The organism is Agrococcus jenensis (assembly GCF_003752465.1).
Lineage (GTDB): Bacteria > Actinomycetota > Actinomycetes > Actinomycetales > Microbacteriaceae > Agrococcus > Agrococcus jenensis.
Genome location: NZ_RKHJ01000001.1, coordinates 1897008 through 1912005, shown reverse-complemented (window position 1 = coordinate 1912005; position 14998 = coordinate 1897008). Strand labels below are relative to the sequence as shown.

The window sequence follows — 14998 nt, the reverse complement described above, 5'->3', positions numbered from 1 at the left end:
TCCGGCATCCGATGCCGACCGATCAGTCTAGCGCCCCAGCGCCTCCTCCAGCGCGTCGAGCGCGACCTGCTGCCGCTCCCCCGTCGCCCGGTCCCAGACGTCGACGAGCCCCTCGTGCGCGTCGCGGCCGACGATGACGATCTGCGGCACGCCGATGATCTCGGCGTCGCCGAACTTGACGCCCGGCGAGACCTTGGGGCGGTCGTCGAAGAGCACCTCGAGCCCGCGCGCCTCGAGGCCCGCGATCACGGTCTCGGCGACCTCGAAGGCGCGCGCGTCCTTGCCGGTCGCGACGACGTGCACGTCGAACGGCGCGATCTCGCGCGGCCAGATGATGCCCTTCTCGTCGTGCGACCGCTCGACGATCGCCGCGAGGTTGCGCGTGACGCCGATGCCGTACGAACCCATCGTGACGGTGACGAGCTTGCCGTTCTGGTCGAGCACCTTGAGGCCGAGCGCCTCGGCGTACTTGCGGCCGAGCTGGAAGACGTGGCCGACCTCCATGCCGCGCTCGAGCGTGACGGGACCGGAGCCGTCGGGCGCGGGGTCGCCGGGGCGCACGTCGGCCGCCTCGACCCATCCGTCGCCCGCGAAGTCGCGGCCCGCGACGAGCCCGAAGACGTGCTTGCCCGGCTCGTTCGCGCCGGTGATCCAGCTCGAGCCGTCGACGACGCGCTTGTCGAGCAGGTAGCGGATGCCGGTGGCGGCCTCCTCGCCGAGCACCGCGCCGGCGGGCGACCACGGCCCGATGTAGCCCTTCACGAGGCCCGGGTTGGCCGTGAAGTCGTCCTCGTCGGCCGCGGTGACGTCGGCGGGCTGGAACGCCACCTCGACGCGCTTCTGGTCGACCTCGCGGTCGCCCGGCAGGCCGATGACGACGAGCTCGCGGCTGCCGTCGACGTGCGTGAGCCGCAGCACGACGTTCTTCAGCGTGTCCGCCGCCGTCCAGGCGCGGCCGTCCTCGCGCGGGAAGCGCGCGTTCGCGTCGGCGACGAGGGTGTCGATCGTGGGCGTGTCGGGGGTGTCGCGCACGACCGCCGCGGGCTGGCCCTCGATGGGGAGCGGCTCGGGCGCGACCGTCTCGAACGCCTCGACGTTCGCGGCGTAGCCGCCGGCCGAGCGCACGATCGTGTCCTCGCCGACGGGCGTCGGGTGCAGGAACTCCTCGGACTTCGAGCCGCCCATCGCGCCCGCGTCGGCCGAGACGATCACGTACTCGAGGCCGAGGCGCTGGAAGATGCGCTCGTAGGCGTCGCGCTGGCGCTGGTAGGAGGCGTCGAGGCCGGCGTCGTCGACGTCGAACGAGTAGGCGTCCTTCATCGTGAACTCGCGCGCCCGCAGCAGTCCCGCGCGGGGCCGCGCCTCGTCGCGGTACTTGTCCTGGATCTGGAAGATCGTCAGCGGCAGCGCCTTGTAGCTCGAGACGAGGTCCTGCACGAGCAGCGTGAAGACCTCCTCGTGCGTGGGGGCGAGCAGGTGATCGGCGCCCTTGCGGTCCTGCAGGCGGAAGATGCCGTCGCCGTACTCGGTCCAGCGGCCGGTGCGCTCGTAGGGCTCGCGCGGCAGCAGTCCGGGGAACAGCACCTCCTGCGCGCCGGCGGCCTCCATCTCCTCGCGCACGACCCGCTCGATGTTGCGGCGCACGCGCAGGCCGAGCGGCAACCACGAGTAGAGCCCGGCGCCGGCGCGGCGGATGTAGCCCGCGCGCAGGAGCAGCCGGTGGCTCGCGACCTCGGCCTCGGCCGGGTCCTCGCGGAGGGTGGTGAAGAAGAGCTCGGAGAGGCGGATCACCCTGCGAGTCTAGGGACTCGCCGGTGTCGCGGGCTCACGGTGTCATGGGCTCACCAGGGGCGGTCGACGGGCGGGCCGCCGCCGTCCTCGCCCTGGTCGTACTGGTCCTGCTGCTGCTGCTCCTCCTGCGCGCCCTGGTTCTGCTCCTCGAGCTGCTCCTCGGGGGTCTGCGGCTCGCCCTCGCTGTCGCCCTCGCCCTCCCCCTCGCCCTCACCGTCACCGGACGGGTCCTCGATCTTCTCCTCGATGCGCGGGGTCGCGGCCTCGAGCTGCTCGGCGGTGTCGGCCTCGTTCGGCAGCGGCTCGTCGAGGCAGCCGTCCGGCACCCCGTCGATGAGCCCGAGCGCCTCGCCGTAGAAGCCGTTCGCGGTCGGCACGTCGCCGGCCTCGCGCGCGACGTCGCCCTGCTTCTCGATCGTGGTGACGAGCGAGGCGACGATGATGCAGTGCTCGTGCACCTGCGGGGGCGTGACGGGCTCCCCGTGCAGCACGAGCGACTCCTCGAGCGCCGCCCTGCCCTCCTCGAGCGAGCCCGCCATCGCCAGGCTCACGCCGAGGTCGAACGGGCCCTTCCACGGCTCGACCCAGTTCCACAGCTCGAGCCCGCGGGCCGCCTCGGCGCCCTGCGCGTAGGCGCGCGCCTCGAAGCGGTCGATCGCGGTCTGCGAGAGCACGTTGACGCTGATGAGCTTCGTCGCGACGACGAGCACCGCGAGCGCCACGGGGATGAGCCCGAGCATGAGCCACCAGCGCAGCGTGCGTCGCTGGCCGTCGGTGAGCACGCGACGGCGGCGGTTCATCGCGACCCCTCCCTGCTGAGGATGCCGCGGGTCCCGCGGAGCGAGCGGGCGAGGCTGAGCGCCTCCCACGCGAGCAGCAGCGCGATCGGCACGCCGAGCACCCAGGCGATCTCGAGCCGCGCCTCCTCGGTGCGGTCGAGGTTCGCCTCGCCGTCGGCCGCGGCCATCGGGCCGAGCGCGTCGGCGATGGGCAGGCCGGGGGCGCGGTGCAGGTAGGTGATGCCGAGCTGGTCGGCGATCGCGCCGAGCTGCCCCTCGTCGATGCGCGAGAGGGCATCGCCGCCGGCGGGATCCTGCACGTACCGGTCCTGCACGGCGGGGTCGAAGCTCGACACGCGCATCCGCCCGCCCTGCTCGGTGCCGTAGCCGAGCACGAGCCCGCGGTCGACGAGCCCGGCGACGTCGTCGAACGACTGCGGCTGCTCCTCGGCGGTGTGCTCGCCGTCGCCGAGGTAGAACACGATCGCGGGCGAGTCGGGCTCGGCCGCCTGGCTGCGCTCGAGCTCGGTCTTGAGCAGGTCGTGGGCGACGGCGACGGAGGTGCCGCGCGACTGCTGCGCGATCTCGGGGCGCAGCGCCCGCACCATCTCGATCACGGCGGAGCCGTCGTCGGTGAGCGGCACCCGCAGGATGGCCTGCGAGTCGAAGGAGATGACCGAGAGGTCGGCGCCGGCGAAGGCGCGCGCGATCTCGACGACGTCCTCCTGCATGCCGGTCAGCCGCGGGTCGCTCCCCCAGTCCTCGGCGGCGATGGACTGCGACGTGTCGATCACGATGAACACGCGCGCCTGGATCGTCGCGGTGGGCACCTCGCCGCCGGGCAGGGCAGGGCGGAACGCCATCGCGACCGCGAGCAGCACGAGCAGCGAGCGGCGCAGCCACGCGAGCCGGCGGCCGCGCACCGCGACGAGCTGCCAGAGGCAGAGCGCGAGCATCGCGACGCCGAGCACGGCGACCACGATCGGCAGGGTCGGGTGGAAGGTGATCACAGGCGCACCCTCCAGGCTGCGAGGCAGACGCCCGCGACGAGCACGAGCACGATGAGCGGCAGCGCGCCGGGCCGGTCGATGATCTGCACCTGCGGCGGGGTCTCGATGTAGCCGGCCTCGATCGCGTTGACGCGGTCGACGATCTGCGGCACGGTCTGGGCGAAGTCGAGCGCGAAGTAGGCGCCGCCGGTGCCCTCGGAGACCTCGCGCAGCTCCTGCGAGGCCATGTCGCCGCCGAAGTCGAACGGGTTGATCGCGTAGACGCGCACCTCGTTGTCGACGGCGAGCTGGCCGGCCTGCGGCAGCGAGAAGATCTGCTGGCCGTTCACGACGTTGTCGGTCGCGAGGATGATCGACCGCGGCCGCTCGCTCGCCTCGAGGTCGGCGAAGTCGAGCACGCACGAGGCGAGCCCGTCGCCGACGAGGGATGCGCCGAGGCCGCTCGCGGTGCCCGCGAGGTAGTTGAACTGCTCGTCCGGGCCGAGCGTGCCGCTCAGCGCCCGCTGGTAGCGGCCGAGCTGGCCGGCGATGTAGTCGTAGTCGCTCGTGAGCGGGAAGGCCATGACGCTCGACGCGTCGAAGATGCGCATGCCGATGCGCTCGCCGTCGAGCTCCGACGCGATCTGCTGGTAGACCCCCAGGATCTCGGCGTCGACGTCGACCATCGACCCCGAGACGTCGAGGCACAGCACGATGTCGCGCTTGTAGTCCTCCTCCTGGTTCGCGCTGATGCCGGACGGACGCGAGCCGATCGCGCCGGCGACCGCGACCCCGACGAGCGACGCGACGAGCGCGCCGCCGATCCACAGCCGGTAGCGCAGCAGCGCGCCGCGGAACGCGGCCAGCGACGTCATCCGGTCGACGTGGGCGACGGGCAGGCCGCGATCGCGCTTGCGCCGCGGCAGCCAGAGCCCGAGCGCCGCGAGCAGCAGCCCGATCCCGACCGCGATCGGCAGCACCCACGGCCACAGCAGCGTCACATCCACGTCGACACCACCTGCCGCGCCGAGGCGATCGCCGCATCGGGGTCGTGCTTCGCCGCGCGCCGGAACGACGACGGGTAGTACTGCTCGACCGCGCCGTGCACGCTGGGCAGGTCGGCGCCCTGCAGGTCGCGCAGCGTCATCACCTCGGCGACGACGCCGGTGGACTCGTGCGCGAAGAAGCGCAGCACCAGGCTGAGCCGCTGCGCGAGGCCGCGGGCGTCGAGCTCGCCGCGCTCGTGCTCCTCGGCGACCTCCTCGATCATCCCGAGGTACTTCTGCTTGACGCTGCGCACGTCGATGGGCACGGGCGGCGGGGGCGGCGGCTCGAGGATGCCGCGCGGGCGCGTCCAGAGCCACGCGAAGGCGTAGGCGGCCAGCACGAGCAGCAGCGCTGCCGCGCCGAGCAGCCACCACGGGCCGTAGCCGAACGGCCCGTACGTGTCGGGGGCGGGCAGCTGCGCGAGCGCGGCCGCGCGATCAGCTGCGCGCACGGCGGTGCCTCTCGAGCAGGCGGAAGAGGCCGCTGATCGCGCCGGCGCTGTCGCCGATGCGCACGGAGGCGATGCCGAGGGTGCGCAGGCCCGCCTCGAGCCGCTGGCGCCGCTCGGCGGTGGCCTCGTCGAACGCCCTGCGGAGCCCGCGGTCGCGGCGCAGGAACGGCGGCAGGCCGAGCCCGGAGTCGACGCCGACGAGCTCGCGGTGGTCGCGGTGGCGCGACATGAGGTCGGCGTCGCCGATCGAGACCCACAGCACCTCGTGCCGGGTGTGGAGCCTGCCGAGGTGCACGTCGAGGTCGTGCGTGTAGGCGAGGTCGTCGGCGATCACGACGATGATCGAGCGCCGGCGCATCCGCCGCACCGCCTGCCCGAGCACCCCCTCGAGGTCGGAGCGCGGCCCCTCGAGCGCGATCGTCTCGTCGACGCGCCGCAGCATCCGCTCGAGGTGCGACTCGGAGCCGCCCTCCTGCATGCTCTCGAGCCGGTCGGCGTCGCCCATGAGCAGGCCGACGCGGTCGCCGTGCCGGGTCGCGAGGTAGCCGAGCACCCCGGCGACGAGGATCGCGATCTCCTGCTTCGTCTCCCCCGACTCCGCCGTCGCCGCCATGTTGCGGCCCGAGTCGACGACGAGCAGCAGGGTGTGCTGCCGCGACGCGATGTAGCGCTTCACGAGCGGCACGTGGCTGCGCGCGGTCGCCTTCCAGTCGATGTCCTTGACGTCGTCGCCCGGCTGGTACTCGCGCAGGTCGTCGAAGTCGTGGCTGCGCCCGTGGTGGATCGACGCGTACTCGCCGTCGAGCAGCTCGAGGGTGCGGCGGTGCGCGTGGATCGACATGGTCGTCTTCACCTTGCGCAGTCGTCGCTCCACGACGGGTCCTACGGGGTCCGCACAGCGGCGAAGATCGCGTCGATGATCTCCTCGCTCGTCACGCCGTCGGCCTCCGCCTCGTAGCCGAGGATGAGGCGGTGCCGCAGGATGGCGTGCCGGAGGTCCTTGACGTCCTCCGGGATCACCCAGTCGCGGCCCTGCACGAGCGCGAGCGCGCGCGACGCCTGCGCGAACGACAGGGAGCCGCGGGGGCTCGCGCCGTACTCGATGTAGCCGGCGAGCTGCGCGCCGATGTAGTCCTCGGCGTGCCGCGTCACGTACATGAGCTGCACGACGTAGTTCGTGATCGCCTGGTCGACGTAGACCCGCTTCACGAGCGCCTGCAGGAAGCGCACGTCGTCGAGCGACGCGACCGGCTCGTCCGGCGCCTCGAAGACGCCCGTCTCGGCGCGGCGCACGATCTCGGCCTCCTCCGTCGGCGACGGGTAGGTGAGGATCTCCTTGAGCAGGAAGCGGTCGAGCTGCGCCTCGGGCAGCGTGTAGGTGCCCTCCTGCTCGATCGGGTTCTGCGTCGCGAGCACGAGGAACGGCTCCGGCAGCCGGTGCGTCTCGCCGCCGATCGAGGTCTGGCGCTCCTGCATCGCCTCGAGCATCGCCGACTGCGTCTTCGCGCTCGAGCGGTTGATCTCGTCGAGCAGCACGAAGTTGGCGTGCACCGGCCCGAGCTGGGTGCGGAAGTCGCCGGAGTGCTGGTCGTAGATCTGGGTGCCGACGATGTCGCTCGGCAGCAGGTCGGGGGTGCACTGGATGCGGTGGAACGAGGCCGTCACCGATCGCGCGAGCGTCGCGGCGGCGGTCGTCTTCGCGAGCCCCGGCACCGACTCCATGAGCACGTGGCCGCCCGTGAGCAGCGCGACGAGCAGCGACCGCAGCAGCTGGTGCTGGCCGACGACCGTCGACTGGAACGACTGCTCGACCGCGCGGATGATGCGCTTCGCGCGCTCCAGCTCCTCAGGCGTGATGGGGTCCCGGCCGGGGACTGCGTTCGACACGGGCGCTCCTTCTTGCAGGGTGGCGGCGGCGGTCGCCTCGCTCACGGTACCCGGCGGCCGGTGCGAGCCGCTGGACGGCCGCTGGACGGAGCGTCGTCGCCGGCGCCGTCGCCGGGCCGACGCGTCGCGAGCACCGCCGCGACCGCGACCGTCGCGATGACCGGCAGCATCGCGAGGTTGAGGCCGCCGTACCCGGCGAGCCCGAGCAGCGGGCCGGCCGCCGCGCCCGCGGCGGCGCCCGCGAGGCCCATGACGAGGTCGCTGCGGCCCTGCAGCGCCGGCCGCAGGGCCGGCACGACGGCGCCCGCGACGATCGTCGACCCGGCGACCGTCGCGGCGCTCCAGCCGAGGCCGAGCAGCGCGAGCCCGACGGGTGCGAGGTCGGGCCCGAGCAGCAGGTTCGCGACGACCGACGAGAGCAGGATCGCGGCGCCCAGCAGCGTCGTCGCGCGCGGGCCGACGCGGTCGGTGAGCCAGCCGAAGACCGGCGACAGCGCGTACATGCCGGCGGTGTGCGCGCTCATCGTGAAGCCGATGAGGGCGAGCGCGTGCCCGGCGTGCTCGAGGTGCACGGGCGTGAGCGCCATCACCCCGACCATGGTCGCGTGCGCCGCGGCGACGGCGACGACGGCCGCGACCGCGCGCGGGTGGTCGCGCAGCCGCAGCTGGGCGGCCGGGCCGACCGCGGCGGGCGCGTCGGCGCGGCTCTCGAGCAGCGGGTCCGGCCGCAGCAGCAGCCAGAGCACCGCCGCCATGAGCGCGGTCGCGGCGCCGGAGATGACGTAGGCGCCGACGAGGTGCGGCAGCCCGAGCGCCGTGCCGAGCGCGTCGCCCGGCGCGATGAGGTTGGGGCCGACGATCACGCCGATCGTGGTCATCCAGACGACGAGCGCCAGGTCGCGCCCGCGCCGGGACGGCTGCGAGAGGTCGGTGGCGGCGAAGCGCGACTGGAGGTTGACGGCCATCGCGCCGCCGAGCAGCAGGAAGCCGGGCAGCACGATCCACGGCGAGCCGAGCGCGCCGCCGACCGCGAGCAGCACCGTGCCGACGAGCGCGAGCAGCGCGCCGGCGGTGAGGGCGATGCGCCGGCCGCGCCGGTGCGCGAGACGCGCGAGCGGCAGCGCGAGCCCGGCGCCGCCGAGCGTGAGCAGGGTCGCGGCGAGCCCGGCGAGCTCCTCGCGCCCGGTCACCTGCGCGACGAGCAGCGAGCCCACGCCCAGGGCGACGCCGTTCGCGACGCCGCCGAGCGCCTGCACCGCCGACAGCACCACGAGGGTGCGGCGCTGCGACGGGTGCGGCGCCCCTGCGGCGGTCACGGCCGGCTCAGGCCGTGACGACGGTGGCCTCGCCCGCGGGCAGGCCCTGCTCGGCGGCGAGCTTGCGCGCCTCCTCGATGAGCGTCGGCACGATGAGCGCCTCGGGCACGGTCTTGACGACCTCGCCCTTGATGAAGATCTGCCCCTTGCCGTTGCCAGATGCGACGCCGAGGTCGGCCTCGCGCGCCTCGCCGGGACCGTTGACGACGCATCCCATGACGGCGACGCGCAGCGGCACCTGCACGTCCTTGAGGCCCTCGGTGACGGCGTCGGCGAGCGAGTAGACGTCGACCTGCGCGCGGCCGCACGACGGGCACGACACGATCTCGAGCTTGCGCTCGCGGAGGTTGAGCGACTGCAGGATCTGCAGGCCGACCTTGATCTCCTCGGCCGGCGGGGCCGAGAGCGAGACGCGGATGGTGTCGCCGATGCCCTCGGCGAGCAGGATCGCGAAGGCCGTCGACGACTTGATCGTGCCCTGGAACGCCGGGCCGGCCTCGGTGACGCCGAGGTGCAGCGGCCAGTCACCGCGCTCGGCGAGCATCCGGTAGGTCTTCACCATGACGACCGGGTCGTTGTGCTTGACCGAGATCTTGAAGTCGTGGAAGTCGTGCTCCTCGAACAGGCTCGCCTCCCAGACCGCCGACTCGACGAGGGCCTCGGGCGTCGCCTTGCCGTACTTCTCGAGCAGGCGCGGATCGAGCGAGCCGGCGTTGACGCCGATGCGCAGGCTCACGCCCGCGGCCTTCGCGCGCTTCGCGATCTCGCCGACCTGGTCGTCGAACTTGCGGATGTTGCCGGGGTTCACGCGCACGGCGGCGCAGCCCGCGTCGATCGCCTGGTAGACGTACTTCGGCTGGAAGTGGATGTCGGCGATGACCGGGATCTGGCTCTTCTTCGCGATGATGTGCAGCACATCCGCGTCGTCCTGGCTGGGCACCGCGACGCGCACGATGTCGCAGCCGGTCGCCGTCAGCTCGGCGATCTGCTGGAGCGTCGCGTTGATGTCGGTCGTCTTCGTCGTGGTCATCGACTGCACCGAGACGGGCGCGTCACCGCCGACGAGCACCTTGCCGACCTTGATCTGCCTGCTCTTGCGACGGGGCGCGAGCGTGAGCGGCTCGGGCTTGCCGAGATTGATGGCTGCCATGGTCGCAAGCCTACGCGCGCTGGCCCTGGGAGCGGCGCCGCCCGCCCGCCCGGCCGGTCGCCGGGTCCGGGACTGCGATGATCGAGGCGTGATCACGGCAGCAGCGGACGGCTCCTCCCTCGGCAATCCCGGGCCCACCGGCTGGGGCTGGTACATCGACGACGCCCGCTGGGCGGCGGGCGGCCAGCGGCAGGGCACGAACAACATCGGCGAGCTCTCGGCGGTGATCGACCTGCTGCAGCAGACCGAGGGCGTGGACGAGCTGCTGATCCTGTGCGACAGCCAGTACGTCATCAAGTCGATCACGCAGTGGATGCCCGGCTGGAAGCGCAAGGGCTGGCGCAAGGCCGACGGCAAGCCGGTCATGAACCGCGAGCTGCTCGAGGAGCTCGACCGCCTCATGACGGCGCGGAAGGCGGCCGGGGGCGTGGTGCGCTTCGAGTGGGTGAAGGGCCACGCGGGGCATCCGCTCAACGAGGAGGCGGATCGGCTCGCGAACGGCGCCGCGACCGCCTACCAGCGCGGCGCGGTGCCGGATGCGGGGCCCGGGTTCGGCGGCGTGACGCGCGCCCCCGCGCCGCCTGCCGCCGCCGCGCCGGCACCCGCAGCGCCCGCGCCGGCACCCGCGCGGCCGTCGACGTCCGTCGGCCTGTTCGACGACCTCGACGGGTTCGGCGCCGACGAGGCCCTCCCTGCCGCGGACCCGGCCGCGGACCCCGACGAGGCGGCCGTCGTGCGCCTCGAGCGCGAGCTGCTGCTCGACGAGGTGCGTGCCGACCGCACGCGCGTCGCGGCGCTGCTGCATCCCGAGTGGGAGGAGATCGGCGCGTCGGGCCGCCGCTGGAGCCGCGAGCAGCTGCTCGCCGAGGTCGCCCCGCTCCCCTCGCCGGTCGAGCTCGAGCTGCTCGCCGCCCATCGCGTCGCCGCCGACGCGCTGCTCATCGTCTGGCGAGGCACGGGCCAGAGCGAGGCGCTGCGCAGCTCGCTCTGGGTGCGCGCCGACGGGCGCTGGCGCCAGCGGTTCCACCAGGGCACGCCGCTGCAGGGATAGCCGCTCGAGAGGTCACCACCGCAGCGATCGCATCTGGTGGCGGCGCGGCGACCGGAGTTCAGTGGGCGGTGCCGACGAGCCCGCTGCACCGACGCAGCCCCTGCCGCTCGCCGCGACGAGCTGGAGGATGCGGATGGTGCCCGAACCGGATGATCAGGCGCTCAAGGCGAAGCATCGGACGATGTGGGCCTCGGGCGACTACCCGACCATGGTCGAGACGTTCCTGCTGCCCCTCGGACCCCGGCTCGTGGCCGCCGCCGGCATCGAGGCCGGCGCGCGCGTGCTCGACGTCGCGGCCGGCACCGGCAACGCGTCGCTCCCCGCGGCCGCAGCCGGCGCCGAGGTGACGGCGAGCGACCTCACGCCCGAGCTGCTCGAGGCCGGCCGCCGCCGTGCCGAGGAGGCCGGGCTGCAGCTCGAGTGGGTGGAGGCCGACGCGGAGCACCTGCCGTTCGCGGACGCGTCGTTCGACGTCGTGATGTCGTCGATCGGCGTCATGTTCGCCCCGCACCACCAGGCGGCGGCCGACGAGCTCGTGCGCGTCTGCGCGCCCGGCGGCACCGTCGCGCTGCTGAGCTGGACGCCGGAGGGGATGCTCGGCGCGCTCTTCCGCACCATGAAGCCGTTCGCGGCGCCGCCGCCTCCGGGCGCACAGCCGCCGCCCCTCTGGGGCAGCGAGGCGCACCTCGCCGAGCTCTTCGGCGAGCGGGTCCGGTTCCACGCGCTCGAGCGCGAGACCCTCGAGATCACCGCCTTCGCGCAGCCGCGCGACTACGCCGTGCACTTCCAGGCGAACTACGGACCCACCATCGCGGCGCGCGCGAACGCGGCGCGGGAAGGCAGGGCCGAGGAGTTCGACGCCGCCCTCGACGCGTTCTGCGACGAGTGGGATCGCGGCTCGGGCGGCCGCGCGCGCTTCGAGAAGGAGTACCTGATCGCGGTCGGCACCCGCACCGCGTAGGGCGGCCTAGCCGCCGAAGACGCTGATCGGCTTGACGATGTCGGCGTAGATGAGCAGCGCGCTCATGATGCCGAGCACGCCGGTGACGACGAGCGTCACGGGCACCCACTTCGCGGTGTCGAGGGGCTTCGCGACCGTGCCGCGCAGCCGCGCCCACCCGCGGCGCACGGCGTCGACGACAGCGCCGAGCACGTGGCCGCCGTCGAGCGGCATGAGCGGGATGAGGTTGAAGACGAAGAGCGCCACGTTGAGGCTCGCGAGCAGCTGCACCATCGCGCTCACGCGCTCGAGCACCGGCACCTGGTCGAGCGCGGCGATCTCGCCTGCCATGCGTCCGACGCCGACGACCGACATGGGGCCGTTCGGGTCGCGCTCCCCCGGCCCGAACGCCGCCTCGGCGACGTCGATGAGCCGCTGCGGCAGGTTGAGGATGAGCTCGCCGACGCGCACGACGTTGTCGCCGACGGCGGGGAGCACGGCGGATGCGGGCTGCTGCTCGATGGCGTAGAGCGGCCCGACGCCGACGAAGCCGATGGTCTCGGTGACGGGCGCGCCGCCCGACTCGACGCGCTCGCCGCGGTCGTCGAAGACGTAGCGCTCGGTGGCGAGCGGCGTGACCTCGAGCGCGAGCTCCCGGCCGTCGCGCTCGATCTCGAACGACGTCGCGACGCCTGCGCGGTCGCGGATCGCGGCCTGCACGTCGGCCCAGCCGGCGACGGGCTGCCCGTCGATGCGCACGATCGTGTCGCCCGGGAGCATGCCAGCGGCCGCCCCGGGCGCCTCGGGATCGCCGGCCGCGCACTCGGTGCGCTCCTCCGTCGCCGAGATGACGCACTCCGAGACCGCCGAGACGGTCGTCGACGGCACGGCGACGCCGAACCCGCACAGCACCAGCGCGTAGAGCACGGTCGCGAGCAGCAGGTTCATGGTCGGCCCGCCGAGCATGATGACGATGCGCTTCCAGGTCGCGAGCCGCCAGAAGGCCCGGTGCTCCTCGCCCTCGTGGATCGTCTCGGCGCTCGAGTCGCGCGCGTCCTGCACGAGCGTGTCGAGGAATCCGGTCGAGGCGTCGCGGGACTCCCCGCCCGGTCGCAGCGGCGGGAACATGCCCGACATCGAGATGTAGCCGCCGAGCGGGATGGCCTTGACGCCGTACTCCGTCTCGCCCTTGCGGAACGAGAAGAGGGTCGGGCCGAAGCCGATCATCCACTGCCCCACGCGCACGCCGAACGCCTTCGCGGGCCACAGGTGGCCGAGCTCGTGCAGGCCGATCGAGACGGCGAGGCCGATGACGACGACGAGCACGCCGACGATGTAGAGGAGCACGGGTTCCATCGCCGCTCAGGCTAGCCGCATAGCCGATGTCCCTACGCTGTGGCGCATGGCAGGCGGCCCAGCATCGACCGGCGCGACGGCGGTCGCCGAGCGCATCCCCAAGCAGGCATCCGACGGCCGCGGCATCGTGCTCGGCGTGGTCGGCCTCGCGCTCGTGCTGCTGCTCGCCTGGATCATGACCCGGCCGGACGCCGACCCGGTCCGGCAGACGGCGACCGTCGAGGGCGGCGTGCCCGGTCCCGTCGGGTCGTGGAGCGGCGCGCAGCTCGAGCACGCGGCGATCGTCATGCGCGCCGGCCGCGACCTGGGCATGTCCGAGCGCGACGTGCAGGTCGCGGTGATGACGGCGATGGGCGAGTCGAGCCTGCGGGTGCTCGACCGCGGCGACGACGCCGGCCCCGACTCGCGCGGGCTGTTCCAGCAGCGCGACCCGTGGGGGCCCTACGAGGTGCGCATGGACGCCTACGGCTCGGCCGTGCTCTTCTACCGGGCGCTCGCGGAGGTCGGCGGACGCGACGCGATGGAGCCGACGCTCGTCGCGCACGCGGTGCAGATCAACCGCGATCCGAACCACTACGCCCGCTGGTGGGACGACGCGGCCGAGGTGGTCGCGGCGATCGACCGGGCGGGCGTCGTGGTGGTCGTCGAGCGCGTCTAGGGGCTATCGGCCGACGCCGCACACGTCGTCGGCGACGCGGCGGGCCCAGCGCTCCGCCTGCAGGACGAGCTCGAGCGTCAGCTCGCCCGGCTCGTGCTGCTCGAGCACCCGCTCGATCGCCGGGATGATGTCGAGGAAGCCGATCTCGCCGGCGTGGAAGGCGTGCACCGCCTGCTCGTTCGCGGCGTTGAAGACGGCCGGGTAGGTGGAGCCGAGCTGCCCGACCCGCTTCGCGAGCGCGACCGCGGGGAAGGCGGTCTCGTCGAGCGGCTCGAACGTCCAACTCGAGGCGGTCGTCCAGTCGAGCGGCGCCCCGACGCCGGGCACCCGGTGCGGCCAGTCGAGGCCGAGCGAGATGGGCAGCCGCATGTCGGGCGGCGAGGCCTGCGCGATCGTCGAGCCGTCGACGAACTCGACCATCGAGTGCACGATCGACTGCGGGTGCACCGTCACGTCGATCTGCGCGAGCGGGACGTCGAACAGCAGGTGCGCCTCGATCACCTCGAGCCCCTTGTTCACGAGCGTGGCGGAGTTCGTCGTCACCATCGGCCCCATGTCCCACGTGGGGTGCGCGAGCGCGTCCGCCGGGTCGACGTCGGCCATCCGCTCGCGCGACCAGCCGCGGAACGGACCGCCGGATGCCGTGAGCACGAGGCGGCGGACCTCCCCGTGGTCGCCCGCGCGCAGGCACTGGGCGATGGCGGAGTGCTCGGAGTCGACCGGCACGATCTGGCCGGGCGCCGCTCGCCGCATGACGAGGTCGCCGCCGGCGATGAGCGACTCCTTGTTCGCGAGCGCGAGCGTCCTGCCCGCGTCGAGCGCGGCGAGCGTGGGCGCGAGCCCGACCGAGCCGGTGATGCCGTTGACGACGACGTCGCAGTCGACCGACTCGATCATCGTCACGGCCGCGTCGGCGCCGAGCGCCGCCTCGCAGCCGAAGGCAGACTGCTGCTCCTCGAGCCCCGCCCTGTCGCTGCCGGCGACGAGCCCGACGACCTCGAAGCGGTCCGGGTTGGCGCGGATGACGTCGAGCGTCTGGGTGCCGATCGACCCGGTCGAGCCGAGGATGATGACGCGGCGGCGCATCAGCGCTCTCCCTGCTCGCCCGCGACGACGATGGTGGGCTCGTGCAGCACCGGGAAGGCGACGGACGAGGCGATGAAGCAGTCGCGACCGGCCTGCCCGTGCGCGTCGAGCGCATCCGCCGCCCGCGCGGCGTCGGTGATCGTGACGACCGGGTGCAGCACCGCCTCGGTGAAGCGGCCGCCGGAGCCCTCGGTCACCATCGTGCCGGTCGCGGCGTCGCGGTAGGCGGTGACGACGATGCCGCGGCTCGCCGCCTGGTGCAGGTAGGAGAGCATGTGGCACTGCGCGAGCGCGGCGAGCAGCAGCTGCTCTGGGTTGTGCCGCCCGCGATCGCCGCGGAAGGTCTTGTCGGCGGAGCCGAGGATGTCGGGCAGCCCGTCGATGCGCACGACGTGGTCGCGGGCGTAGGAGCGGTACGTCCTCGTGCCCTCGTCGCCGGCCCCGGTCCACTCGACCTCGACGGCGTAGGCGTGCTGCATCGGCATGGGATCAGCGTA

General features: G+C 73.4%; 15 protein-coding genes. 3 read left to right on the top strand and 12 right to left on the bottom strand.

Annotated elements, in window-relative coordinates:
• Window positions 1-27: 27 nt before the first annotated feature.
• Genes EDD26_RS09420 through ispG form a run of 9 tightly spaced genes read right to left on the bottom strand, consistent with a single transcriptional unit; the run spans window position 28 to window position 9410 of the window.
• A complete protein-coding gene (locus EDD26_RS09420; protein ID WP_123697484.1) occupies window positions 28-1791 on the bottom strand; it encodes a proline--tRNA ligase in 1764 nt (587 codons plus the stop codon).
• 50 nt (window positions 1792-1841) lie between these two features.
• A complete protein-coding gene (locus EDD26_RS09415) occupies window positions 1842-2591 on the bottom strand; it encodes a hypothetical protein (RefSeq protein ID WP_123697483.1) in 750 nt (249 codons plus the stop codon).
• Window positions 2588-3580 (bottom strand): vWA domain-containing protein, encoded by a 993-nt coding sequence (locus EDD26_RS09410; protein WP_123697482.1) that lies wholly within the window; start codon window positions 3578-3580, stop codon window positions 2588-2590. Before EDD26_RS09410 ends, EDD26_RS09415 begins: the two co-directional genes overlap by 4 nt.
• On the bottom strand, window positions 3577-4566 hold the full coding sequence (locus EDD26_RS09405; protein ID WP_148058724.1) for a vWA domain-containing protein: 990 nt from the start codon (window positions 4564-4566) through the stop codon (window positions 3577-3579). Before EDD26_RS09405 ends, EDD26_RS09410 begins: the two co-directional genes overlap by 4 nt.
• A complete protein-coding gene (locus tag EDD26_RS09400) occupies window positions 4557-5057 on the bottom strand; it encodes a hypothetical protein (RefSeq protein WP_123697480.1) in 501 nt (166 codons plus the stop codon). Before EDD26_RS09400 ends, EDD26_RS09405 begins: the two co-directional genes overlap by 10 nt.
• A complete protein-coding gene (locus EDD26_RS09395) occupies window positions 5044-5931 on the bottom strand; it encodes a DUF58 domain-containing protein (RefSeq protein WP_123697479.1) in 888 nt (295 codons plus the stop codon). Before EDD26_RS09395 ends, EDD26_RS09400 begins: the two co-directional genes overlap by 14 nt.
• Before the next feature lie 8 nt (window positions 5932-5939).
• The gene (locus EDD26_RS09390) at window positions 5940-6944 is read right to left on the bottom strand and encodes an AAA family ATPase (RefSeq protein ID WP_123697478.1); all 1005 of its coding nucleotides are present in this window, start codon (window positions 6942-6944) and stop codon (window positions 5940-5942) included.
• Window positions 6945-6985: 41 nt separating this feature from the next.
• On the bottom strand, window positions 6986-8260 hold the full coding sequence (locus EDD26_RS09385; RefSeq protein ID WP_123697477.1) for an MFS transporter: 1275 nt from the start codon (window positions 8258-8260) through the stop codon (window positions 6986-6988).
• A gap of 7 nt (window positions 8261-8267) precedes the next feature.
• The gene (ispG, locus tag EDD26_RS09380) at window positions 8268-9410 is read right to left on the bottom strand and encodes a flavodoxin-dependent (E)-4-hydroxy-3-methylbut-2-enyl-diphosphate synthase (RefSeq protein ID WP_123697476.1); all 1143 of its coding nucleotides are present in this window, start codon (window positions 9408-9410) and stop codon (window positions 8268-8270) included.
• Between the two features lie 88 nt (window positions 9411-9498).
• On the opposite strand from ispG, the gene EDD26_RS09375 reads away from it, so the two are divergent.
• Window positions 9499-10461: a ribonuclease HI family protein gene (locus tag EDD26_RS09375; protein WP_245989838.1), complete on the top strand. Its 963-nt coding sequence runs from the start codon at window positions 9499-9501 to the stop codon at window positions 10459-10461.
• 136 nt (window positions 10462-10597) lie between these two features.
• The gene (locus EDD26_RS09370; protein WP_245989836.1) at window positions 10598-11422 is read left to right on the top strand and encodes a class I SAM-dependent methyltransferase; all 825 of its coding nucleotides are present in this window, start codon (window positions 10598-10600) and stop codon (window positions 11420-11422) included.
• A gap of 6 nt (window positions 11423-11428) precedes the next feature.
• Here the strand turns inward: EDD26_RS09370 and EDD26_RS09365 are convergent, their stop codons facing one another.
• Window positions 11429-12757 (bottom strand): M50 family metallopeptidase, encoded by a 1329-nt coding sequence (locus EDD26_RS09365; RefSeq protein WP_123697474.1) that lies wholly within the window; start codon window positions 12755-12757, stop codon window positions 11429-11431.
• Between the two features lie 46 nt (window positions 12758-12803).
• Between EDD26_RS09365 and EDD26_RS09360 the strand changes: the two genes are divergently transcribed.
• Window positions 12804-13415, top strand: coding sequence for a hypothetical protein (locus EDD26_RS09360; protein ID WP_123697473.1), 612 nt, complete (start codon window positions 12804-12806; stop codon window positions 13413-13415).
• A gap of 3 nt (window positions 13416-13418) precedes the next feature.
• Here the strand turns inward: EDD26_RS09360 and dxr are convergent, their stop codons facing one another.
• Window positions 13419-14501 (bottom strand): 1-deoxy-D-xylulose-5-phosphate reductoisomerase, encoded by a 1083-nt coding sequence (gene dxr / locus EDD26_RS09355; RefSeq protein ID WP_123697472.1) that lies wholly within the window; start codon window positions 14499-14501, stop codon window positions 13419-13421.
• Window positions 14501-14986, bottom strand: a complete 486-nt coding sequence (locus tag EDD26_RS09350; protein WP_123697471.1) for an OsmC family protein — start codon at window positions 14984-14986, stop codon at window positions 14501-14503. Before EDD26_RS09350 ends, dxr begins: the two co-directional genes overlap by 1 nt.
• Window positions 14987-14998 lie beyond the last annotated feature (12 nt).

Bases quoted from the DNA above. Each gene is read 5' to 3' on its own strand.
- EDD26_RS09415 (WP_123697483.1), bottom strand. From the start codon at position 2,591: ATGAACCGCCGCCGTCGCGTGCTCACCGACGGCCAGCGACGCACGCTG.
- EDD26_RS09350 (WP_123697471.1), bottom strand. From the start codon at position 14,986: ATGCCGATGCAGCACGCCTACGCCGTCGAGGTCGAGTGGACCGGGGCC.
- dxr (WP_123697472.1), bottom strand. From the start codon at position 14,501: ATGCGCCGCCGCGTCATCATCCTCGGCTCGACCGGGTCGATCGGCACC.
- EDD26_RS09365 (WP_123697474.1), bottom strand. From the start codon at position 12,757: ATGGAACCCGTGCTCCTCTACATCGTCGGCGTGCTCGTCGTCGTCATC.
- ispG (WP_123697476.1), bottom strand. From the start codon at position 9,410: ATGGCAGCCATCAATCTCGGCAAGCCCGAGCCGCTCACGCTCGCGCCC.
- EDD26_RS09360 (WP_123697473.1), top strand. From the start codon at position 12,804: ATGGCAGGCGGCCCAGCATCGACCGGCGCGACGGCGGTCGCCGAGCGC.